At 53.5% G+C, this 24,150-nt stretch carries 18 protein-coding genes; 12 read left to right on the top strand and 6 right to left on the bottom strand.

Annotation, left to right across the window (positions count from 1 at the left end; genetic code table 11):
- Positions 1-636: 636 nt before the first annotated feature.
- Positions 637-1,380 (top strand): type I methionyl aminopeptidase, encoded by a 744-nt coding sequence (map, locus tag K3T82_RS29015; protein WP_220197003.1) that lies wholly within the window; start codon positions 637-639, stop codon positions 1,378-1,380.
- Between the two features lie 635 nt (positions 1,381-2,015).
- Positions 2,016-4,958: a PAS domain S-box protein gene (locus K3T82_RS29010; protein WP_220197002.1), complete on the top strand. Its 2,943-nt coding sequence runs from the start codon at positions 2,016-2,018 to the stop codon at positions 4,956-4,958.
- Between the two features lie 51 nt (positions 4,959-5,009).
- On the opposite strand, the gene K3T82_RS29005 is transcribed toward K3T82_RS29010, so the two are convergent.
- Positions 5,010-5,420: a hypothetical protein gene (locus K3T82_RS29005; protein WP_220197001.1), complete on the bottom strand. Its 411-nt coding sequence runs from the start codon at positions 5,418-5,420 to the stop codon at positions 5,010-5,012.
- A 239-nt stretch (positions 5,421-5,659) separates the two neighbouring features.
- On the opposite strand from K3T82_RS29005, the gene K3T82_RS29000 reads away from it, so the two are divergent.
- From K3T82_RS29000 to K3T82_RS28965, 8 genes are all read left to right on the top strand, one after another.
- Complete coding sequence (locus K3T82_RS29000; protein ID WP_220197000.1) at positions 5,660-6,169, top strand: HNH endonuclease signature motif containing protein; 510 nt, start codon at positions 5,660-5,662, stop codon at positions 6,167-6,169.
- A gap of 485 nt (positions 6,170-6,654) precedes the next feature.
- Complete coding sequence (locus K3T82_RS28995; protein ID WP_220196999.1) at positions 6,655-9,840, top strand: winged helix-turn-helix domain-containing protein; 3,186 nt, start codon at positions 6,655-6,657, stop codon at positions 9,838-9,840.
- A 112-nt stretch (positions 9,841-9,952) separates the two neighbouring features.
- Positions 9,953-10,180 carry a hypothetical protein gene (locus tag K3T82_RS28990; protein ID WP_220196998.1) on the top strand — a complete coding sequence of 76 codons (228 nt, stop codon included), beginning with the start codon at positions 9,953-9,955 and terminating at the stop codon, positions 10,178-10,180.
- Positions 10,181-10,363: 183 nt separating this feature from the next.
- The gene (locus tag K3T82_RS28985; protein ID WP_220196997.1) at positions 10,364-10,693 is read left to right on the top strand and encodes a PadR family transcriptional regulator; all 330 of its coding nucleotides are present in this window, start codon (positions 10,364-10,366) and stop codon (positions 10,691-10,693) included.
- Between the two features lie 33 nt (positions 10,694-10,726).
- Positions 10,727-11,590: a pentapeptide repeat-containing protein gene (locus tag K3T82_RS28980; protein ID WP_220196996.1), complete on the top strand. Its 864-nt coding sequence runs from the start codon at positions 10,727-10,729 to the stop codon at positions 11,588-11,590.
- A 167-nt stretch (positions 11,591-11,757) separates the two neighbouring features.
- A complete protein-coding gene (locus tag K3T82_RS28975; protein WP_220196995.1) occupies positions 11,758-13,128 on the top strand; it encodes an MFS transporter in 1,371 nt (456 codons plus the stop codon).
- A 325-nt stretch (positions 13,129-13,453) separates the two neighbouring features.
- Positions 13,454-14,629, top strand: coding sequence for a cytochrome P450 (locus K3T82_RS28970; protein ID WP_220196994.1), 1,176 nt, complete (start codon positions 13,454-13,456; stop codon positions 14,627-14,629).
- A 284-nt stretch (positions 14,630-14,913) separates the two neighbouring features.
- Positions 14,914-16,128 carry a pentapeptide repeat-containing protein gene (locus tag K3T82_RS28965; RefSeq protein WP_220196993.1) on the top strand — a complete coding sequence of 405 codons (1,215 nt, stop codon included), beginning with the start codon at positions 14,914-14,916 and terminating at the stop codon, positions 16,126-16,128.
- A 162-nt stretch (positions 16,129-16,290) separates the two neighbouring features.
- Here K3T82_RS28965 and K3T82_RS28960 read toward each other — a convergent pair whose 3' ends face one another.
- The 5 genes from K3T82_RS28960 to gnd form a co-directional block, all read right to left on the bottom strand.
- Positions 16,291-17,679 carry a phenylacetate--CoA ligase family protein gene (locus tag K3T82_RS28960; RefSeq protein WP_220196992.1) on the bottom strand — a complete coding sequence of 463 codons (1,389 nt, stop codon included), beginning with the start codon at positions 17,677-17,679 and terminating at the stop codon, positions 16,291-16,293.
- 1 nt (position 17,680) lies between these two features.
- On the bottom strand, positions 17,681-18,391 hold the full coding sequence (locus K3T82_RS28955) for a TetR/AcrR family transcriptional regulator (RefSeq protein ID WP_220196991.1): 711 nt from the start codon (positions 18,389-18,391) through the stop codon (positions 17,681-17,683).
- A 636-nt stretch (positions 18,392-19,027) separates the two neighbouring features.
- Positions 19,028-19,912, bottom strand: a complete 885-nt coding sequence (locus K3T82_RS28950) for an SCO6745 family protein (protein WP_220196990.1) — start codon at positions 19,910-19,912, stop codon at positions 19,028-19,030.
- 284 nt (positions 19,913-20,196) lie between these two features.
- Positions 20,197-21,042 (bottom strand): MIP/aquaporin family protein, encoded by an 846-nt coding sequence (locus tag K3T82_RS28945; RefSeq protein WP_220196989.1) that lies wholly within the window; start codon positions 21,040-21,042, stop codon positions 20,197-20,199.
- A 103-nt stretch (positions 21,043-21,145) separates the two neighbouring features.
- Positions 21,146-22,174, bottom strand: coding sequence for a phosphogluconate dehydrogenase (NAD(+)-dependent, decarboxylating) (gene gnd, locus K3T82_RS28940; protein WP_220196988.1), 1,029 nt, complete (start codon positions 22,172-22,174; stop codon positions 21,146-21,148).
- Between the two features lie 608 nt (positions 22,175-22,782).
- Between gnd and K3T82_RS28935 the strand changes: the two genes are divergently transcribed.
- Together K3T82_RS28935 and K3T82_RS28930 are read left to right on the top strand one after the other, a co-directional pair.
- On the top strand, positions 22,783-23,583 hold the full coding sequence (locus tag K3T82_RS28935) for an NmrA/HSCARG family protein (protein ID WP_220196987.1): 801 nt from the start codon (positions 22,783-22,785) through the stop codon (positions 23,581-23,583).
- Between the two features lie 107 nt (positions 23,584-23,690).
- Entirely contained in the window at positions 23,691-24,149 is a 459-nt protein-coding gene (locus K3T82_RS28930; protein ID WP_220196986.1) for a DUF6069 family protein, read from the top strand.
- Position 24,150 lies beyond the last annotated feature (1 nt).

Below are 24,150 nucleotides of genomic sequence, written 5' to 3'. Positions count from 1 at the left end.
TATCATATAGCTCAATTTTTGTGAATATTGCTGTAGCTTCTCAAGAAGGTTCCTGAATACCTTCCCCAAACAGCTTACAAAAGTGAACTCTCGTCACCAGGAATGGTTCTTCAGTTTCCGCTCAAGAATAGCCACTCCCTCAGTCGCCTCTCACTACAAGAGTGGTAAAACAGGTATGAAAAGTAAATTTTCGCGTATTTAACATAAGTAGAATAATGGGCAATAAAGATATAGAGTGTACAGGAGAATAGAGATCCTTTCACCTTCACGGCCTATCAGGCCCGCCGGGGAATTCACAAGTACTTTACACTTCGCTGGGTAATCCTGTCCGTAAAGCCATGCAGTAGTGAAATCGCGAACCCGTCAAGATGCAAGAAGAGCAAAAGTACACACAAGAGAAACCAGATCGCAATGGTTTTCTTCGACATAGAAGAGATCCCTACATGATACTGGGTCTTGCACATTTTTTGGCACTTCCCGTGACGAAAAAAGAGGGATAAAAGGCATATGCTGTCTTCCTGCTGGTCGGGATCAACCGATTTCTTGTTCATTCGCACATACGGCTTCTCAATGGTATACTACAATCTCTGGTTTCTTTCGGAAATTTAGGAGTCTTTGCAGAAGGAGAAAAAGAATTTGGTCGCTATCACAGATGCAGAGAAAGATGGTTTACGACGAGCGAATCAAACAACAGCGAAGCTCTTACAAAATCTTGCGGCGCTAGCTCGTCCAGGAGTAACAACAGGTGATCTCAACGACTACGCGATGGGCTACATCGCCCAACTAGGAGCAATACCCGTCTTTGCAACAGAAGAAGGTTTCCCAGGCTGTATTAATACGTCAGTGAATGATGTTGCTGTCCATGGAGTACCAGGCAAGCAGAAGTTGAAGCTAGGGGATGTGCTCAGTATTGATGCAGGAATGCTGTTAGATGGGTATGCTGGCGATTCGACGATTACCATTGCTGTTGGCAGGGTCGCTCTAAAGCATCAATATCTGATCGAGACAACACGCGAGGCTATGATGGCTGGCATTCAGGCCGCACGGCCAGGAAATCATATTGGCGATATTGGATACGCGATCCAGCGTGTGGCTTGGGCACACGGCTTTGACGTCATACGCGAATATATTGGACACGGCTTAGGCCATGTTATGCACGAAAAGCCTGACGTGCCAAGCGTTGGTCATCCTGGAACTGGGCCGGTAATCCCAGAAGGACTGGTGATTACGATTGAACCCACCCTGGTTGAGAAATCTGCACGAGTGAAAGTTGATGCAGATGGATGGAGCGTTCGGACGAGAGACGGCGGCTGGGCAGCACAGTTTGAACATACGGTGATGGTAACTCGACAAGGGGCAGAGATTTTGAGCACACTCTAGCCTGTTCACTGTCGCAGCGTGTGCTGCTCGAATTCTGGAATGGGCAGTTGAATCGGGTTAACAGGTTTGTGCATCCTGCGCGCTGCGTAGTCAGGTCACTTCTTAAAAAACTGCCATTCATCAGGGTCGAGTGTGCCTGCTGGATCTCCGGTCAGGTGCGTGCATTGGAGAACTTGTGGTTCGCGAGCCTCCGCTGGATCGAGAACAATGTTTCGGCATAGATCTGTCAGGGCTGCCCAGGATCAATACGCTCCTTTCGTGCAGAACAAGGCCCTTGCCTCACCGTTGCCTTCTTTTTCCTTTGCAGCCCTCTTTTATTGGATCACAATGCGATACGCACCTCAACAAAATACTATTTTCGCCGCAGACAGCAAGCTTTTCGCTTGCCTTCCGCCTGTGGAGCAGGCGTCACTTCCCGCAGAACTTATCAAAATGTAATTCGGGTATTTATTGAATTCGCGCGCGTAGAAATGATGCGCTTTTCCCCTTTGCGATCGATTGAAAAAAGCAAAGAAAATGTCGATTAGTAACGTACCAGTCTGTTTTCGGACATCGACACTCTGCCCAACACTATCAAGTCTCTCTCGTCGTCAGATGTCTTTACGTGGATTCTGTAAAAAGGCTATCGATACGCTATGAAGAGATTCCATGCCCGTCGCACTCGGCAACTGACGCTCGCTCCCAGTGAGACGCTTACCACCATTCTTGATACGCTGCCCGATGCGGTGTTCCTCCTCGATAAGAACGAGCGGATTACCTATGTGAATGCACAGGCGCGCACCTTCGCCGGAGGCACTTCAGCGACGATCGCGGGCAAGCGGTTCTGGCAATGTGTGCCGCAACTGGTTGCGCCCTCACTCTATCAGGCTGTACGCAACGTGGAACAAGCACAAACGCCCATTGAGATTCAGTACGCTTCATCCGTCACTCACTCCTGGTTCCATGTGCAGGTCTCCCCCACTGCTGCTGGTCTTGTGCTGCGCTTCCGCGAGGAGAAAGCACATCCCCAGGTAAGCCCTGAGCTTTACGCCATGATCGATACCATTCCGCAGTTACTTTGGATTGGGCAACCAGACGGACAAATCAGCTATTGTAACCAGCGTTGGCGTGACTATACAGGGCTATCCATGCAGCAGATACAGGAAAATGAATGGCTACAATACATCCATCCAGATGATCAGCAACGGACTCTGCATAGACGACAAGAAGCTCTTCAGGCAGGTTTGCCCTATGAAATCGCGATACGCCTGCGCCACGGTGCGACTGGCGAGTATCGCTGGTTTCTGAGCCAAGCCATCCCCTACAAAGACGCGCGAGGGAAAATCATTGCCTACATTGGTGCTTACACCGACATTGACGAGCAGAAACGGGCCAGGCAGCAACTCGCGACCAGTGAGCGGAATTTTCGTGTGCTGGCCGAAACAGTGCCGCAACTGGTCTGGACCACACTGCCCGATGGCCGTCTCGATTACTGTAATCGGCGCTACTGCGACTGTACACAGGCTCCCTTTGAACAACTGCAAGGGTACGGATGGCGCGCATTCTTGCATCCAGACGATCGTGAGCGTATCATCTCTCGGCGCCAACAGACCCTCGATTCCGGCGAACCCTTTGAGAGTGAACACCGTCTCAAAGATGGTCAAACGGGGACCTATCGCTGGTTCCTCGTCCGCGCTATACCGATACGCGACGAAACAGACCACGTGGTGAAGTGGTTCGGTACGAGCACCGATATTCACGACAAGAAGCAAGCTGAGAATGAATTGCGCGCCCTCATTGAGGCGATTCCGCAATTTGTGTGGACTATGTATCCTAATGGTGCATGCGAATACTGTAACAAGACGTGGTGCGACTATGCCAATATGTCGCTCGAACAATTACAAGGAGATGGTTGGGTCAACATGCTCCATCCTGATGAGCGAGAACACGTTCTGGCGACCTGGCACACAGCATATCAGACCAACATGCCTTATGCCATAGAGCACCGCATCCGTAATGGAAAGACGGGCGAGTATCGCTGGTTTCTTGCTAGAAGCATGCCCCTACGTGATAGCTGTGGCGTCATCCGACGCTGGATAGGAACCTGCACTGACATTGATGTTCGCAAGCGGGCCGAGCAACAACTTGCGGCTAGTGAGCGAAACTTTCGCGTGCTGGCCGAAACAGTGCCGCAACTGGTCTGGACCATGTGGCCCGATGGTCGTCTTGACTATACCAATCAGCGCTATCGCGACGTGACGCAGGCCAATCTGCATCTCGAAGGGGACGATCTATGGCGCGAGTTTGTCCATCCTGATGATATTGAGCACACGCTGGCACTTCGACATCAGTTGCTTAGAACAGGTGAGATCTATGAAAACGAATATCGTCTCAAGGATGCACGGACGGGCGAGTATCGCTGGTATCTCACGCGGGCACTACCGATACGCGATGAAGCGGGTCACGTCGTCAAGTGGTTTGGCACCAGCACCGACATTCACGACCAGAAGCGCATTGAAGAGGCTTTGCGTCAAAGCCAGGAACGGGCCAATGCCCTGATGAATTCAACTATTATTGGTATCATTATTAGCGAAGGCGAGCGCATTGTTGACGCGAACGATACCTTTTTGCGCATGACAGGTTATACCCGCGAAGACCTGTGCAACGGGGACATGTACTGGAGGCGCATGACGCCTCCAGAGTACCAGGAACGCACGCAGCAGGCACATCAAGAACTTGCTGCACGGCAATACTGGACGCCTTACGAGAAGGAATACACCTGCAAGGATGGTAGCCGCCTTCCCGTGCTCATAGCGGGAATCCGCTTACAACATCACCCTCAGCAAATTATCGCTTTTGTGCTGGACAACTCGGCACGGCAAGAACTTGAACAACGCAAGGACGCTTTTATCAGCATGGCAAGCCATGAACTCAAGACACCGCTCACAGCCTTAAAGATGCAAGCACAACTGGTGCGCAGGCGTCTGCAACGTCAGGAACACACTGAGGCCGCCGCACTCCTCTCTCATGTGGAGGGGCCCATCAAGCAACTCGAACGCCTCATTAACGAACTCCTCGATGTGTCGAAGATGCAGGCTGGACGCCTGGAATATCGCCGGGAGCAGGTTGAGCTTGAGGCATTGCTGCGCGAGGTGGTAGAGACGATGCAGCATATAACCCCGACACATACACTTGTACTGCATAGCTCAGCTCCCTGTGTGCTTCTGGGTGATAAGGATAGGCTGGGACAGGTCTTTATCAATCTCATTAGCAATGCCATCAAATATTCACCAGGCGTACGAACCGTCGAGATTGACCTGAGCGCGACACACAACACGGTAAGCATTCGCGTGCAAGATCATGGCCTGGGTATTCCCCAGGAGCAGCGCGACAAGATCTTCGACCGCTTCTATCGCGTCACGAGTGCCAACAGCACGGCCATTCCTGGTTTAGGCATGGGCCTCTACATTGTCGCGGAAATTATCAAATATCATGGAGGGACCATCACGGTAGAAAGCGAGGTTGGACAAGGTTCCACCTTCCAGGTCACGCTCCCCTGCTCAGATACTCCTCTCACTTCTCGGAAAATGAAACTTTGATTATGGTACATGTTTTTGAGACGGAAAAACTGAGAAGCTCTGAAAACAGTATCAAGCAATGGTGACAAAAACGCCATTCCTCTGCAAATCTACCACCATATCTGGCTCATCTTCATCATTGCCGGTGTCATGCACTTCGAGCAGATCTCCAATTGTGATATACTCAATAACAATGATTTTCGGGGGGCCTTCTATGCCTACACAGAGCCGTTTTACAGGGATAACCCAACAGTTTAAGGGCCTGATATCGAGGCAGGAAGTGATTTCTATGCACATTTGTTTGGTCGCGAACCTGATGTTGAGCCGCGCGAGGATTCCGACGCATGGGACCTCGCCCTCATGAGCTGGCTCCAACGAGCGGAAGGAACACCAGAATCCGCAGGCTGGTTGCGTCTGGAGGTGGACGATCTGGCAAGCAGACGGGCGCAGGTCCAAACGGAGCAGGGAATCACGTGTAGCCATAGCAAGCGCATCTCAGGGCGAGCTGTGTGATTCAATTTTGAATCCTTGGGGCAATCTCCTTGGCTTCTTGCAAGATCTGGCTGTCAATAGTGAGCCTTTTCTTCCTGGTGGGAACGTGAACGACACTTTTTCAGAAACGCCGAGAGTTAAAGAGGAGAATCCCTGTAAACTTCGTTCATCGTCACGTTACCTATAAGGCTTCGGAAGCGCTCTCCTATTTCAACGAAAAGGTGAAAGACATGCCTTTCTCTCCACAAATCGTGGCAATCGGAGCCCTTCTCTTACTCATCCTGCTCTTTGTGCTCTGGCTCCTTCTTGGGCGACGTCGCAGGCACCGTCGCAAGAGACATCATGAGGCCATCGTGCCCAGGAGAAGACGAGGAAGGGACCATGGGGCACGAATCGCAAAAAAACATGGGAAGGAACGAAGTGGTGAATGGTCCAGAGTGCAGGATGAGCACCTGCTTCGAGAACCTGCCTGTAGAGCCTGTGGCTATAAGGGCAAAAAAGTCCAGGTCCATCATATCAAACCTTTCCACCTTCACCCAGAACTGGAGCTTGACCCGAGCAACCTGATCACGCTCTGTCAGGTGAGAGGCAAGCACCATCATATGCTCCTGGGTCATCTCAACCTCTGGGCATCCTACAATGCCGAGATTGAGCACGATGTTAAGCATTTTTACGGCAAGAGTGCCAGGCAGATCAAGGCGAACCTGGAGTGGAAGAAGAAAGTGTTACAGCGACCATAAATCTTTGATGGTCGCCGAATTGCGGAAAAGGTGTGTAAATCATTCTTACTCAAAGGCAGAGGCAAAGAGAGCCCAAACAGCTCAGCAAGTTCCTCTGTCAACTTCCACATGGCTCTTAGCGTTACCGTGAATCCATGAATGATGGGCCTTCGGTGATATTAGAATGCAAAATTACTGATAATAAGCAATAGTGCATTTTTAAGGTATATAGATGCATTATTACCCAGAGAAGCATAGCTAATCAGATTGAGAGGGAATAACCAGCGAATGGAGAGGTTCCCTCTCATTGTTTCTTAAGCAAGAGTGTTGGCAATAACGAACGTGAGCATGGCGGTGCGCAACACTTGACCGAGAAGCACTATTCTTGATCAAGCATTCTCCGACAAGTTCCGGGTCTGATGACTGCTTGTAGCAGCTTCAAGAGACGTGCTATACTCATCGATGTTGGGGAGTTGGGGAAGATATTTGTTGTGGACAAGGAGCCTATGCCAAAATCACCTACTTACGTGCTCGTGTGGTCTGCCGAAGACCACATGTATGTTCTCCATGCGCCCGAATATCCACCACAGTCGATCATGCCCGGAAACGAAGAGGTGTGGCACGCTTGGCTGACAGCCCATACTTCGTTTGCTTTCCAAGGGCAATCTGGTCACCTCAATGTGCTTAAAGAGTCCCGCTCACGCGGCAGCGGCTACTGGTATGCCTACCACACAAGCTCAGGGAGTACTCGCAAGCGCTATCTCGGACACAGTGAGAACGTGACGCTTGCGCGTTTAGAGGCGGTGGCCCAGGACCTCCAGGAGGGTAAGCAAGAGTCTTCGCTACAGCCCTCACATCTGCCTGCTTCTCCTGTTTCTTTACAGACCATGCATGGTGGAAAAGAGATCCCTTCCAGCACTGTGCAGCCAGGCCATGAGTTCCATGATCCCAGCCTCATGATGGTAGTGACCAGGCTCTCTCCACCACATTTACCTGCCACACTTGTTGTGCGAGAGCGGTTGCTCGCAGCTTTAGATGCCGCCCTCTCTCGCCCGCTCACTCTGCTCTCTGCCTCCGCTGGTTGGGGAAAGACCACTTTGCTTGCTACATGGGTGCAAAGGCATCCTCAATCAGTGGCCTGGCTCCCTCTGGAGGAAATGGACAATGATCCGATGCGCTTCTGGGTCTCGCTGATTGAAGCCCTGCGCCGATGCAGACCTGCGATTGGGGAACGCGCGCTCACCCTGCTACGGGCGGCTGCTCCTTTCGCGACCAGTTTGACAGCCTTGCTCAATGAACTGGCCGGCCAGCACGCGGAGACTTCGCCCATTCTGCTAATTCTGGATGACTATCACGTCATCAATGAATCAACGATTCACTCCTCGTTAACATTCTGGCTGGAGCACCTACCGCCACATGTGCATCTGCTCATCGCTAGTCGCACCGATCCAGATCTTCCTCTCGCCCGTCTCCGTGTGCGTGGGCACCTGGGAGAGGTCCGCAATAACGAGTTGCGCTTTACTCAAGAAGAAACGCAGGACTTCCTCACTCAGCGCATGGGGCTTGCCCTCTCGGAGACGGAAGTCGCGTTGCTACAAGCTCGCACCGAGGGGTGGATTGCCAGCCTGCAACTGGCTGCCCTCGTTCTCCAGAAACATGCCGACCCGTCCGCATATGTGCAAAAACTGAGCGGCAGTCAACGTTTCTTGCTTGATTATCTGCGCGAAGAGGTCCTCGCAAGTCAGCCTGAAGTGTTGCAAGACTTCTTGTTGCAGACCAGCGGGCTCGACCTTTTGAGTGCCTCGCTCTGCGATGCTCTGACAGGAAGAGAGGATAGTCACCGCCTGCTTGAACAGGTGGAACGGGCCAATCTCTTTCTCCAACCCATCGACGAGAGTCGACAGTGGTATCGCTATCACGCCATGTGGGCGCAGGCAATGCAGCACGAAGCTCGCCGCCGCCTGGGAGCAACCGCTGTGGGTGAGCTTTACAATAAGGCGAGCCAATGGTATGAGCAACAGCGGCTACTGCCGGAAGCGATTGAAGCAGCTCTCAAGGGCGAGCATTTTTCCCGTGCAACGGTGTTAATTGAGCGTTTTGTGGCTCCTCATAACTTTCGCAATGAGTATCCCCTGGTCAGCTCCTGGCTAAGACGCATATCAGATGAGGTGCTGCAAGCCCAACCTGAACTCTGTTTCCAATCAACATTGGCTTTGATGCTTACGACCGATCGGCGGTCATCTGATACCTGGACACGTTCTGAGCAGCTCCTCCAGTGGGCAGAGCAGGGTTTTGAGGCCAGAGAACAGTGGGAACGGCGCGGGGACGCTTTGCAACTTCACGCGGTCCTGGCCTTCTTTCAAGAAGACCTGATGCATGTATTTGCGTTGACCCACCAGGCTCAACCATTCCTGACAGAACACAATCTCATGTATCCTAATAATCTTGTAACCAGAGGCATTGAAGCTTTGCTTGTGGGTGAGGTGCAGATGGCCTGGGAGTACCTTCTTGAGGGGTACGGGCAGCTAAAAAAACTCGGCGATCATGCTGGCGCTTTCGGGGCAACTCTCTTCCTGGGTGAGGTGTGCCTGGAAAAAGGCGAGCTGCGCAGGGCCTCACACTTCTTCCATCAAGCGCTTGGTCACATCGATGAAGATCAAAGTCTTGTCCGACAGCAATTTCTCCTGGAAACAGGGGACACCGAGCCGTTCTTCGTCTCCTGGGCCTTTTATTGCCTGGCGCAGCTTGCGTATGAACACCATGAGATGAACGAGGCGTGGCGGTATCTGTCCCAGGCGCAGACATTGAGAGAGAAACCGGAGCAAGAGATACACGTCCTGGCATCAGGTGCGCTCATTCAGGTTCGTCTGCTATGTGCTTCTGGAAAGCCTGGACAGGCACTAGATCTACTTTTAAAATGGGAAAAGCATACACGTTTTCCCTGCCCTTTGAGCACCATACGCACATGTCGAGCACAGATACAACTGGCACAGGGAAATCTGGCCGCCGTAGAGCAATGGGCTCAGGCAAGGGAAGAGGTAGTTAGTCCCCCATCGCTCGCACAAGAGCAAAACCTACCACTCTTGTATCAGCAGGAAGAAGCGCTTCTCCTCGCGCGTTTGTACATGGCGCAAGAGAGAGGAGAGATAGCATTGGAAGATCTAGCTTCCTGGAAAGAGAAGGCCCAATCTCAGGGACGCGCGCGGAGCGTCCTCAACATCCAGATCCTGGAGGCTCTAGCCCATGTTGCCTGCCAGCAACACAGCCAGGCCAGATCCTCGCTCCTCCAGGCCCTGAAACTGGCACAACCAGAGAATTTTCAACGCGTCTTTCTGGATGAAGGCCCTGCCATAGAAGCTCTGCTGCGAACGCTGCTGCCAGAATTGCGCGAGCCCTCCCTGCTCCTCTTTGCGCGTACCATCCTGCAAGCCTTTGCTCAGGAAGCTGAGACGCCATATGCGAAGAATCCCCCGTCCGCAGCAGAGATGCCGGGGCTCCTGGAGCCACTAAGTGAGCAGGAGCAACGTGTGCTGCGTCTGCTGGTCTCTGGATGCTCCAATCCAGAGATTGCGAATGCCCTGGTAATTTCGGTTAATACCGTTAAAACCCATGTCCAGAGTCTCTATCGTAAACTGGGTGTTCGCAACCGTGTCGAGGCAAGCAAGGTGGCACGGCACAACTCTTTGCTCTAGTCTTCCCTCTTTTCCTCTCACCCTCTCAGAACCACCCTATTGGGCGATCACAACTCACCCACTGGGGCTATATACTTCAACCATCCTGAACGGAAGGAGGATGGTACCGTACATGCGATGCCATATAGCTATAAAAGGACACCTGGACCCATCCTGGCAGGAATGGTTTGAGACCCTTGAAATTTTTCCCGAGGCCTCCGGTAGAACAGTGCTGCGCGGACAACTGGTTGATCAAGCGGCGCTCTATCGAGTTCTCCTGAAAATTCAAAGCCTCGGACTCGATCTGCTCTCGCTGGACACAGATGTGTTCTTATCTGACCAGGAGGAGCAACTGCCATAGTGGAAGAAAGTCGTTTTGTACATCCTAAGATGTACAAAACGACGACACCAAAGCTTGTTATGGACACATGAGATGTTAAAGAATGAACCGAGCGCAGGTTTATCGAGCAAAGTATCATCATCAAAATAGTACATTGACAATCACAGTACTATATCGTATAATCTCCATACGAGGTGATGATATATGAGTGAAAACAAACTGACGTCCGATCTGCTACGCGGTCATACCGATACGATAATTTTACGGCTCTTATCGGAAGCTGACCGCTACGGCTACGAGATTGTCAAACTGATTGCTGAGCGCTCGGGTGGCGAGTACGAACTCAAGGAAGCCACCATGTATTCCAGCGTCCGACGACTTGAGATAGACGAGGATATCGAGTGGCATTGGGGTGATGAATCTCAGGGCGGGAGAAGGAAATACTTCCGGATCACGGAAAAAGGGAAAGCGACCTACGATCGCAACACACGAAACTGGGGGTACGCCAAGCGCGTGCTAGAGGACCTCTTGTAGCTGAAGAATTTCTTGTAAAGGAAAGGTATTGATATGAACGATACATTGACCAACTATGTCAACGGCGTCTTTGCTCCCTACGATGAGGTCAAAAGCACGACCGAATTAAAGGCGGATCTGCTCTCCGATTTACAGGAGCGCTTCCGCGAGCTCAAAGCCGAGGGCAAGGATGACGAGACCGCCTTTGCCATGACCATTGAGAGCATCGGCGACATCGAGCAAACCGTCAGGGAGGTCGCCAACCTCTCCCACTCGCTGGAGCGGCAGGTGGTTACCAACTTGAGCGCGAGCCATCTCCCACAGAGCGACTTCGCCGACGTGGTTGCGCCGAAAAGCAACTTTCAAGGCAGCGCGTTGCGTGGCTCTGACTTTACGGGCGCGGACCTCACCGGGAGCTCGTTTCGGGGCAGCGACGTCCGTGAAGCCAATTTCACGCGCGCCAATCTGACCGATTGCGACTTCTCTGTCCTTGACCTCGTGGATGCGAACTTCAGCGAAGCCATCCTGGTACGCACCAACTTCAGCAAGTCGGGACTGGTTGGAGCGAAATTCGTCGACATCAAGCTGACGGATGTCAATTTTACCAAGACGGACCTGCGCAAAACGACCTTTGAACGCTGTACCTTTCTCGGTGTGAACTTTGCCTCTTCCGACCTGAGCGGACAGCGACTGGATGGGCAGACCTTTCTTGGTGTCACGTTTGACCTGCCGGCACTCAGGGATGTGTCGTTTCAGGGTGCGACCCTCAAAAATGTCTCTTTCCGCCAGACGGGCATCTGGTCTCTGAAGCGGGCCATCCAATCCATTCGCTTTGATGGCGCGATGATGGATAAGTTAACGTATGCCGCCCTCAAAGGCATAGGGGCTGATGTCTCGAAGGTGACTGTTCTCTCATAAGGAAAAGATTATGCACAACATTTCCATTCAGGTCAAAGACCTATAGAAATCATACAAAAAGCTTGATGCTTTGCAATGCGTGCATTTCACCGTGGAAAGCGAACCATAAGCGATGTGTCTGAGTTTTCCAGGAAGAATGAGCAGATAAGCAAGAATAAGGAATGATCATGTCAACTACTTTGAATCCAGAGGAATTCGCACCGGCCAGCACGCCGGAACAAGCAAAGCAGACAGACGAAACGAACGCACAAAAGGGTTCGATGGAAAGCGCAACGCAGCCAGACACAGCCAAACCAGTTGCTGGAGGGATGATGCGGCTCTTCAAACAGCGCAATTTTACCCTGTTGTTCGGTGGTCAGACCATCTCGACCTTCGGTGATGCGCTCTACATGGTGGCCCTGCCGTGGCTGATCCTGACCACGGGCGGCAATGTGCAGGAGTTGGGCGTGGTGCTGTCTGCTTACGGCATTCCCCGCGCGCTGTGCATGCTGGCGGGTGGCTGGCTCTCCGATCGCCTGCGCCCACGGCGGCTCATGTTGATTGCTGATACGCTGCGCCTGCTGTTGATGGGAGTCCTGGCGGCGCTGGCCTTTGGTGGTCATCCTCCGCTCTGGCAGCTCTGCGCCATTGCGGTACCGCTGGGTGCCCTGGGAGGCGCATTCACCCCCGCATCCATGTCCATGGTGCCAGATATTCTGGGCAAAGACGAGCTGCAAGCTGGCAATGGGCTGATGATGGCCTCAATGCAGGGCGCGAACTTGATCGGTTCATCAGTTGCTGGCGTGATCGTTGCTGGGCTCACATCGGCGGGAACGCTGGCTCTCGACGCAATCACCTTTCTCGTCTCGGCAGGCTCGCTCGCGCTGATGCGGGGGACCACACACGCCACCCCCGATGCAAGCCAGGCCGAAACAAGCCAGGCTCATCCACAAGCCAGCGCGCAGGACGCGGAGACGCAGATCAGCTTCTGGGGATTTCTGCGCACTTCACGGTTGATTCAGATTGCCCTGTTCATGTTCATTGTGAGTAGCCTGGTGACAGGCGGGTTGATCGAGGTGGCCCTGCCCGCGCTGGTTCAGGGTCCTATGCATGGGAGCGCGAGCGGATTTGGGTTCATCATGGGTGGGTGGGGCGGCGGCGCGCTCATTGGGTCTATCCTGGTTGGCATGTTGGGCAAATACAAACACAAAGGACTGATAATCCTCCTGGGAGGGTTCATCATCGCCGCCATGTTTGCGCTACTGCCAGTTGGAGGGGTGCCAGGAGCTGTGGTCTGCATGCTGATTGCAGCTATCGCCAGCAGTGGCTTCAGCGTCCTGTTCTTCACTGCGGTCCAAATGAACATTCCGAGCCATCTGATGGGGCGTGTCATGGGCTTGTTGATGTTTAGTTCATTCGGGCTCTATCCGGTCTCGACGATCCTGACCGGTGTGCTGGCGAACCATTATGGTCCAGTGATCATCTTCCCAATCGATGGGATTGTGCTGGCTGTGGTGATGCTGTTCGGTTTGACGCAAAAAGTGCTGCGAGAGCTCTAACGCAGAGAGCAGAGGGATGATGCTCTCTTGAAGGAGTCCATCATGGAAGGACGTGGGCGAAAAGCGGGGACACGGCGTGAGTGAGGGTTTGGCTTAATGGTGAGCCTCGCACATTCAGGAAAAGCACGCTTGATCTCTGCGCCTTGACGCCCACGTCCGGGTCCGATGTTCGCCCGCAACGCTTACCAACAGGGAACACGCGCACAACGACAGTACTCCGCGCCTCCGAGCAATGCTTCACGTGTGAGGGCCGGATCTGCTCATGTGCGTGGGATATGTTCCATCAATAAAGTAGAAGAGAATACAAAGGGAAAGAAGAAAGAATATGCAGGCTAATTCCAAGCGAGCAGAGCTCACAGCCACTTATGACTGGTATCGTCAGATGCGCGAGACCCAGCCTGTGCTCTTTGACCCAAATATCCAGGCATGGCACATCTTCCGCTACGATGATGTGCTACGTGTGCTCAGTGATCACGCGACGTTTTCATCCGATGAGAGCAGCTTCCTGCCACCTGAGTACCGCAATGCCACTCCGATCAGTTCGAGCATGCTCCGTATGGACCCACCACGTCATCGCAAGTTGCGCAATCTCGTCTCGCTCGCCTTCACGCCGCGCATGGTGGCTCACATGGAGTCGCGCATCCAGGAGATCACCAATGGCTTGCTCGATCAGGTGCTGGCATCGGGTGAGATGGATGTCATCAGGGATCTGGCCTATCCGCTGCCTATCACCGTCATCGCGGAGATATTGGGAGTTCCCGCTGAGCGGCGCGAGGAGTTCAAGCAGTGGTCTGATGCGTCCGTTGGGGGAGAGGCGGAATCGACACCAGAGGAAACACAGGCGATCATGCAGGCCATGGACAGCATGAAAGCCTACTTCAACGAGGTCTTTGAGGAGCGACGTGCGCATCCCCAGAATGATCTGGTGAGCGCGCTGCTCCAGGCGGAAGTAGATGGCGAGCGCCTGAGCAACGAGGAATTGCTGGGATTCTGCGTGCTGCTGCTGGTCGCGGGAAACGAGACCACGACCAATCTGATTGGTAATACCATCCTCTGCCTTGATGAGCATCCCGAAGCGGTGGAACGTCTGCGTGCCAATCGCGAGCTGGTGCCAGGTGCGCTTGAAGAGGCCCTGCGCTACTACTCGCCGATCAAACTCACGATACGCGGGACCACGACCGAGACGATGATAGGCGATCAGCGCATAGAAGCTGGCAAGTTGCTCTTTGCCTGGATTGCCTCGGCGGATCGTGATGAGGCTCAGTTCCCCGATGCCAGTCAGTTCAATATCGAGCGTGAGCCCAATCGGCACCTGGGATTCGGGCGTGGTGTCCATTTCTGCCTGGGGGCTCCCCTGGCACGTTTGGAGGCGAAGATTGCGCTGAACACGATGCTCGACCGCCTGCCCGGTTCCTGGCACGTGTCCGATGCGCCATTATCTCCGATCAAGAGCTCGTCCGTCTTTGGAGTAAAGCAGTTGCCCTTAACCTGGGAAAAGTAACAGAACGTGGGTTGATCCCTCTCCACTGACTGATTGGAACCCTCCTCAACGCTTCTCTCAGTCAGCGGAGGGGATCAACCAATGCGTTTGACGGCTGTTATTGCGTTCTCTCGACGATGTGTGCCGCTCAATAATTGGCACTAAATTGCCAACCATTGAGCGGCAGCCCAAACTCCTTGCTTCTCGGACGAGTTGACAAGCAAGCCTCATTCCGAGGCAGCGCGCTTTTTTCCTGAGCTGAGAGAGGATATACTGAGAGAAAACCTCGGAGGCAAATGCTGGTTATGAAACGTCTTTTTCATATGAGCCAGGTCGTGTCTCATCCCTCGACACTGGCTGTTTTTTCTGGTTTGTTTGCTGCGATCATCGCCTTCCTCATCAATCTTCTCAGCGGAGGAAATACTTCAGGTCAAATTGTCACCGCGTTGGTTTTCGCAATGTTGCTCAGTCTGTGCCTTGCCGCCTGGCAAATGTACGCGCAGGACCAGAGTGGAAAGCAATGGATGGCGATGATGCAGGAGATGGTCTTCCAGACCTACTTCCTCACGCTGCTTACCGACAATCCAGAGGTCTCGCAGATCGCACAACAACGGCTGGGCCAGGTATTGAAAACCTTAAATGCCGATCAGCAGGTCAGCATGGTGAAGTTTTTCAGTCACAACGGCTTGCCTGCGACCTTTATCCGCGATGGTTTGCAGGGAAGCACGAGCCTGGTCGGAGCTGATCTCCAGAAGATAGTGCTGCCGCAGATCAATTTAGCCCAGACGGATCTGAGGCGTGTGAACTTCAGGGAGGCTAATTTACAAGGAGCTGACTTCAGTGGTGCGAACCTCAATCGTGCCGACCTCTCTGGAGCCAACCTCTCACATGCGACGCTGAAGGGTGCCGACCTGAGGGGGGGCGATTTGCGCGGTACCGATCTCACGGATGCTGATCTGAGTGATTCGAGCTTCGGGGAGGCGAAGGAAGGCCATGATGCTCCTGGCTCTCAAGGCGAGAGAGGGAGGGCGAGCCGTCCCGATCTGCAAGCAGATCTCTCACATGCGCAACTCGTTGGCGCACAGATGCAAGGATCCTATCTCAGCGGCGTTGACCTCAGCCAAGCAAATCTGCGAGGCGCGGACCTCTCGAAGGCGTATTTCTATAGAGCGAATTTGCAAGGGGCCGACCTCAGCGGTGCGAATCTCACAGAGACGACTCTCACGGAAGCGAATATAGAGGGAGCCAACCTGACAGAGGCAAATCTGAGCAATGCGACCCTCATTGGCGCGAACTTGCGCCAGGCTGACCTCAGCGGGGCGACGCTCACCAAGGCAGTTCTCATTGAGGCGAATTTGCAGGGAGCTGATCTGGGCGGTGCGACGCTCAGCGGGGCGATCCTTGACGACGCTGATTTGCATGCGGCAAAAGTGACGGAAGAGCAATTGCAGACGGTAGTCTCTAAGAAGAACGTGAAGCGAGGGCCTTTCATTACAGAAAGCCTTTCGACTGACTCATAGGGGTTACGGCATATTTTTTTCACTGTTTTGGCTCTGACTCATGTGTAATGCCCATTTTGACGCGATTTTCAAGAGCAATTGGTGAGATTGTGGTCATAAAAGAGGAGGAGCGCGTTCTGTTTCTGCTCGTGTGATCAGAACGTTCTCCCCCTCAAGCGCAGTTCAACTCAATGGAATAATCGAGCGGTACTTACCACCGGGCGACTGCAGAGGTAGCTCCTCTGTACGCTCAAGCGTGATATGGCCCGCCTTGTGTTCGGTGAGAACACGCGTTACCTCGGTTTGTACCTGCTGCCACACATGGTCAGGATCTGTACCTGCTGCGTACCGCAGGCGTAAACGCAGGTTGGTAGGTGTGGTCTGCACGATCTGGAAGAGCGTGATTCCTGGCAAACTATCAATCAGAGTGCTGAATACTAAGGGGGCGATGCTCACTTGTTCGCCTCTTTCCGTGGGGAAGGTGAGCACATCTGCGATTCGGCCCTGAACACGGACTGCCGGAAATGGGTTGCCACATGGGCAGGGATCGGGCCGTTGCAAGACGCTATCCCCCAGGTCATAGCGCAGAATTGGTTGCACTCGATTAGCGAGATTAGAGATCAGTACCGTGTGCGACTGCGTTCCAGGTGGGACGGGCCGATAGTCGGCATCCACGGGCTCAAACACAACCCAGTCGCTATTGACATGATACCATCCTTCCTTACAGGATACACTCAGAAAAGGGCACTCAGTTGCGGCATAGGCGGTGCTGACCTTCGCCTGAAACGCCCTGGCTACCCGCTCAAATTCGCTTGCGGGGAGCGTCTCTGCGCCAGCTTGCACCAGAGCCGGGTGAATGTGCAGGCGGCCCGCCTCTTGCTCTCCAGTCAGCATTATGATCTGGCTTGCGTAGCCGAAGAGGATGGCCGGGCGAAACTGGTTGAGCTGCTCGACCAGTTCGGGCAGGGGGGTGCGCACCGAGAAGAGTTTGGCCCTTTTGCGGTATAGTGCGCTTTCCCTGGCCGCCCGGACGCTCCCGGCGGACCCCATAAAGTGTCCGCCAGTAGCAATCACCAGTGCCATGCGTCCGCCATGTGCGAGAAGCCTGATGAGATCGCTGGCTCCTAGCCCGGAGACCTCTCGTGGAGCGAGGGCAGATGTCACCGCTGCACTCCACGCGTCCTGTAGAAAGATCCCACGCATCCCGCTGGTGCCCGAGCTGGTCGCCATCAGATACTTGTCCAGGAACCGTTCTCCAATCAGGTCAGGATTGTCAACGAACTCGCTTACCTGCTCGATGTTCACCTCTCGGTCAGTCACCCAGTCATCGAAGTGGGGCATCAAGATCTTCTTGCTAGTGACAGGCAAGAGCGCAGGGGTTTCGATCCGCTCTGGCAGATCCTGATAGAGCTTGCGATAGTAGGGGGAGTTGGTGCGTGCGTAGGTCACCATCTCAGCCAGGCGCGTATGCTGTCGTTGCATGATCGCGTCCAAACCCTGCTTCTTGGCGCGACGAGCATCAAGGAGCAAAGGCAAGGTTTGGACATGATCTGGAGTATGAGCGTGTGACATCTTAAACACCTTCCTTTGTGTCTCTTGTTTGTCCGTGAGAGAGCCTCATGTGCTTCATTTGTCCTTTCGTTTCTGCAACAATCTGGCGAATAACATCCTTGCCTGCCTCGCTGTTGCCTCCATCTTCTGGCAACAGCCAGCGATCCATCATGTCGGCAAGTGCTTCCATGACCACAGGAAAGGGTGGAAGCTGATCAGGTGATTGAAAGTCTGCTATCGTTAACTGTCCATACGAGAGCGTTTCGATGAGGTGCGCTGTAACCTCTGGATCAAGGTCCTGGCGAGCCGCTCCTACCGCCTGAAGCGCTTTGATCCAATCGACGGAGGTCGAACCAGACTTTATCCTGGCAACTAGATTGTCTGGCTTGCGCAGATAATTGCCAAGCACACGCCGATCCCGTCGCATTATGGAGGCCATCAAGGGGCGGCTGCCCACAGCATGAAAGATTGCTCGGTAGAACCCTCCAATGGTGCCGCCGCGTGGATCGGACTCGATGGCTTCCAACCAGATTTGGGAGTACTGCGTCCATTCCCAATACAGGAGGGCTTCAAAGAGTTCCTCCTTTCCTTTGAAATAGAGGTAGACTGTCCCTCGACTGACGCCAGCTTCATCGGCGATATCGCTCATCGTGGTCTTGTCATATCCCTGACGGATAATAACGGCTGTTGCCGCACGGAGAATCTGAGCCTCTCGTTCGTCATGGTCGGGCATTGGCTTCTTCCTCTCGTCCTGCCGTGAACACATTGAACAATCTGTGATATTTTGTTCATTATAACAACAAGAACGATTCCGTGTCAAGGCGTATGATGGGCGATGAATCATGAGTTCCCAAGTACATTCACCTCTAGCGTGTTTTTCCTGGTCGTCTGATGAGGCTTGTCTCGAAATTGATGGGGTATTTGCTATCGGTCACACACTCATATGACATGAGCAAAGTTGCTATTTAACGTGATGCAATTTCAGCATGAGTGGTGAGGTGGAGTGGAGAGAGGAAACAGCGATTCTTTCCATACCCCAAGTTATCTATTATTCATAACAGACTCTAGAGAGATGCAGTCATGGGTAGAAGGGTGCTCTTGCCCAGGGCAATCGCATCTAAATTTTCAATCGGCTCGTAGGACGCATTTGCACTGCAGGGTTTTGAAAGTCTCCTTGTTGTGATGCAGCCTGTAGAGCCGGTTCCAAAAATGAGATGCGATTGCCCTGGGAGACGCACTGGCCGCACGCTTTTGGGGAACCAGATGGCCTGGTCCTGCGCGGCTTCCAGGGGCCTGCGATGAAAGGCGCTAAAGAACAAGAGTGAGGATATTGCAAGGTGCTTGTGTTGAGAGAAAGCGCCAGCTGAAATCAGGACCCAGAGCTTGACAGACCCATTGGATTGATGTGTGGGATGCCGCCCTGGTCTATAATGCGCTGGCTGATGGGCTGGGCGAGAGCCAGCAGGCGTTCGGATTGCTCTCTTCCCAGGTAGTGCCAGGGAGGCAGGGCCAGCAGATCGGTACGATCCTCTATCGCTTGGCGCACCTGTTTCCCAGCGGATGTCAGAAGCCCATGCTCATCCAGCATGCCACGCTGCTGCAAGCGTTTGGCTGCTGCATCCCATTCCTCGTCGCTCCAGCCGCGTAGGGGCTGCATCGTCGCTCTGGACACCTCGCCTGTACCAACATAGGTGAGGTGAGCTTCGCAGCCATCGACTCCCTCTGTCAGCAGCGTCGCCATGTGTCCATCCCAGCGATGCTCACGCAGGAGCGTCGTGGCGTGCCAGAGCACAAGATGTGGCTCCTTGGGCCAGGGCAGTTGTGAGTACCCTGCAAAGAGCGCTCGCCCATTGACGGAGCAGCCGCGTGTCGCCTCTTTTGCCAGGTCCGCCGCCTCCGCCATCTCAACGGACGCAACCTGGTCACCGAGGAGACGGCGCAGCGCTGCATCGGCAGCTTGGAGACGTACCTCCAGTACCTGCTCCGGGCTAGCGATGCGCCATGCATCGGGGAGAGCGCGAGCAACCATATCGGGATGGAAATGGTAAAAGATACCCGTTACGACAGCTGCAGAGGCAGGTCCAAGTGGTGCGGATCGTGAGGCAAAATAGCTCATCCAGTAGCCTTTTAGCCCGATATCAAGAAATGCCTGCCGCGCCTCCGGTGCAAAGAAAATCATGGTGTGATACGGCTCAAACATCCGCCGCGCGCGTCTTGACAGCGCGAGATCCGTGGGTTGTATGTGAGAAATCATGGCAAATCATTGCCTCCTTACCAGGAAATATACTCTAGAGATCACCTCAAATTGTTTTCCAGCTTTCCTCCCACGCGGGCAGAGAGCCTGGAGCACCGAGATGACCCATGATTCTTCCCTCTATCTTATCTCCGCATCTGTTCAACTAGCAAACAAGAGCGGCGACGAGAAAGCCGAGGAGAACGTATGAGCTGCTCACGGGCCAGGCTGTTTTTGATGGAAGAGATCCTGCCTCGCTTCTGTATCAGCATGTCCATGGTGTGCCCCGTCTCTGTTCCATATGTTCAGGTCCTCTCTCTCGGTATGATCAATTTTCCATCTTGATTGGTATTGATTTGTGGCGCTTTGACATGCTTGAAGATGCATCGATAGCGCGGAGCGTGGAACAGCTTGGCAGTCAGTACATCGTGGATGCCCACCAGATTCAGCGATCGAAAGAAACCGACGGCCAACAGCGCCCCGAGGGGAGAGGCGAGGTAATACACCCACTGGTCGCGCCAGAACCAGGAAACCAGAGCGGGACCGAAGCTGCGAGCAGGATTGAGGCTAGAGCCAGAGATAGGCGCTGCCAGCCAGTAGATGAACGCCATCAGAAGCCAGGTCATGAAAGGGGTCCAGTGCATCAGGCGATGGTTGCTGAGAAAGAGAAATATCGCCAGGACCAACAGGCAGGTAAGTCCCATCTCGATGAGCATAACGCTCCAGATGGAATATCCCATCCCTGGAGCGGTGACGCCATTCTGGATACTTGCCGCCCACGCCCCCCAGACCAGCACGGCCACACCCGCTCCAAGCACTGCTCCGAGCAATTGGCTCGCTAAGTAACCAGCAAGATCGTGTGGATGCATCTTGCCTTGCAGCCAGAACGCCAGCGAGAGAGCTGGATTGAGATGGGCACCGCTCAGCTTGCCCAGAGGCGAGATAGCCACGAGCGGCCCGCTTGCTGCCAGGATCAGTCCCGCAATGAGCCGACGGGCGCTGCTTTTGGGAAGCGCCGTTGCCAGCGGCGAACATGAACCGAACGTGAGGGTGACCACACTTAACGCGATAAAGACGAGAAATGCGGTTCCCAGCAGTTCTGAGCCGTATTCGGGCCAGTGGGGTCGTTGCCACCAGGAATGCTTCGGCATGCCTCTGTTCCTCTTAGATTATTGCGCGTGCCAGGGGTGTATGAACGAAGATGCTCTCGTGCAGGGCTGTAGATGAGCATGTGCATCCCATCTTTTCAGGGGTTCAGGACCCTTCTTCCACCTTTTCGAGATGACCACCGAATTCCAAACGCATAGCCGACATCAGCTTATTGGCGAAATCTGCCTCGCCACGCGAAGCGAAGCGCTCATAGAGCGCGGCGGCTAGCACATATGCGGGAACTCCTTCATCGATCGAGGCATGGATCGTCCACCGGCCTTCGCCCGAATCAGAAACACGGCCTTCAAATTGGGACAGGGCCGGATCTTTGAGCAGCGCGCTCGCCGTCAGATCGAGAAGCCATGAACCAATGACGCTCCCTCGCCGCCAGACTTCCGCAACATCCGCCAAGTTAAGATCATATTGATAATATTGTGGATTGCTTAATGGCGCTGTTTCGGCATCAACCTGTTGCTGGTCCTTGCCAATGTTCGCATGATGCAACACATTCAACCCTTCAGCATAGGCAGCCATGATACCATACTCAATCCCGTTATGCACCATTTTCACAAAGTGGCCCGCGCCAGTTGGCCCGCAATACAGGTAGCCTTTCTCTGCTGTGCCTCCCACTTTTTCCCGCCCCGGTGTGCGCGAGGTAGCGTCCACGCCAGGGGCCAGCGCCTCAAAAATCGATGAAAGGCGCCCCACCACCTCTGTTTCCCCTCCAATCATCAAACAATACCCACGGTCCAGCCCCCAGACACCGCCGCTTGTGCCGACATCAAGGTAGTGGATACCTTTCTGCTTCAACTCGGCGGCCCGACGAATGTCATCATGGTAATAGGAATTGCCTCCATCGATCACGACATCATCCTGCGCGAGCAAGGGAACCAGATCTGCCAGGGTAGCATCGACAGATGCGGCAGGGACCATCAGCCAGATGGCTCTGGGGGCATCAAGTTGCGCCACAAGGTCTGCCAGCGAGGTCGTTCCTTGTGTGATTGCTCCCTCCTGCAGCGCCCCCTGAACAGTACTGTCGTGGCGAGCCATGCCAATCACTGTATGCCCATGGTGAAGCAGGCGTTTGGCCATAAACCCGCCCATGCGCCCAAGACCGACTAATCCAAGTTGCATACGATTCTCCTTTCTCCAGATGTCTTAGAGAGAAATGCTTATCCACCTCTATCTATAAAGTATATCTCTCAGAGAAATCTCTTCGGGCGGGAGTACTCTACCATCGACAATGTTGACCATACCAGGTTGGAGGAATGTGACCGCGCCATAAAGAGCTTTCTGAGCTCCTGTCAGCGGTGCCAATTACAGTCTCCTCTTGCGGATAGAATTATCTGATACCCTAATCATTATATTAAGAGATTTATAGTATGTCTTTCTCAATAAGTTCGATTAGGTTGCTCCTCTGGTGGTATCAGTGTGTCGATGTTTATGACTGTTTCTCGTCTGGTATGGCATATTATTGTTCTAAACATTGTTTTTACGTCAAAAGCACAGGGATTTTCGAATAGCAATTGCGGGTTCTAGAGCTTGAGGGGCTCTCCATGCGTCAATGTGGGCGTATAAGAGCTGATAGCGTCCTGTTGTTAATGAAAATCACTCATATTATCATGACAACAATGATTTGCGTTCATCGTATGAGGTCCAGTATACTCCTGACAAGCGAGAGAACAGAAAAGAGCATTTCAACCTGACATTCGGTACTACGGACGTCAGTAAAGGAAAGAGATATGACTTTATTGAATGAAACGATTATCGTGCTTGGGGCAACGGGCCGACAGGGTGGGGCAACAGCTCGTCATCTTCTGGCAAAAGGCTGGCGCGTCAAGGCGCTCACTCGTGACCCGAACAAGCCTGCGGCACGCGCGCTACAGCAGGCTGGCGCTGAAATCATCCAGAGCGATAGTGAAGATCGTGATTCGTTGGAGGCTGCTATGCAGGGTGCCTACGGTGTCTTCAGTGTCCAGGGCTATGAGCAGGAGGCTCGCCAGGGGAAGAACGTTGCCGACGCAGCCCGGCAAGCTTCTATCCAACATTTCATATATTCGTCGATGCAAAGTGCGGAAGGCCAGGCCCGCGCGGGCAGCAGTGCGGCCATGTCCAAATGGGAGATTGAGCAGTATATTGAGGCATCTGACCTACCTGCAACGATTCTTCGTCCTGCCACTTTTATGGAAGATGTGATCGGCCCGAGCTTCGGCGTGTCGAATGGGACGTTTGCCATTGCGATCAAGCCTGATGGCATGATGCGGCTGATAGCTGTGGATGACATCGGCGTATTTGCAGCGCTCGCGTTCGAGCGCCCGGATGTCTACCTGGGTCGTATGATCGAGATCGCAGGAGATATGCTTACACCGCCTCAGATCGCCGCCGCCATTTCGCGTGCAACCGGGCGCATGATCCTTACGTCCAGATCCCGCTTGAGACCATCCGTCAGCAAAGTGAGGAGGCTGCTCGTGTGTTCAGATATGCGAATGAGGCAGTCTACGATATGGATCTTCCTGCGCTACGCGAGCAGCACCCTGATCTGATGGCCTTCAACACCTGGCTGAAGCTGGAAGGGGATGCAAAATTTGTGATAAACGATCCATCAGGAGATCACTCTTTATGAGAGCACTTTCATACGAGGGAAAGAAGAATGCAAGAAAACACACAAAATGAAAAAAAAGTAAATGGGAACTTGAGAACCTTCATCGTCGGCGTGTTAACTGTTGTGGCGGCCCTGGTTGCGAACCTTGTGATACGGGCACTGGCATTCGCAATCTGGCCTATCTCACCGATCTTTCTCCCATTGAAGATAACTTCAATCGGTGCTTTTACCATCGTCCTTGTCGGAGGCAGCGCGCTCATCTACATGTTGGTCTCGCGTTTTTCCAGGCAACCAACTCGTATATTCACGTGTATCGCACTAATTGCGCTCTTGTTGTCTTGCGTGCCCAACGCCCTGCTCTTTCTCAATCCTGATACCCGGATGTGGCCTGGAATCACGCCACTGGCGATCACCATTTTGATTGTTCTACACGTAGTGGATGCAATTATCGTTATCATGATGTTAACACGATTTGCACCTTCCAAAGGGCGTCCCGCAAAGGCGTAGG

The sequence above is a fragment of the Ktedonospora formicarum genome (assembly GCF_016587355.1).
In the GTDB taxonomy this organism is placed as follows: domain Bacteria; phylum Chloroflexota; class Ktedonobacteria; order Ktedonobacterales; family Ktedonobacteraceae; genus Ktedonobacter; species Ktedonobacter formicarum.
This window is presented reverse-complemented; position numbering and strand designations above follow the sequence as displayed.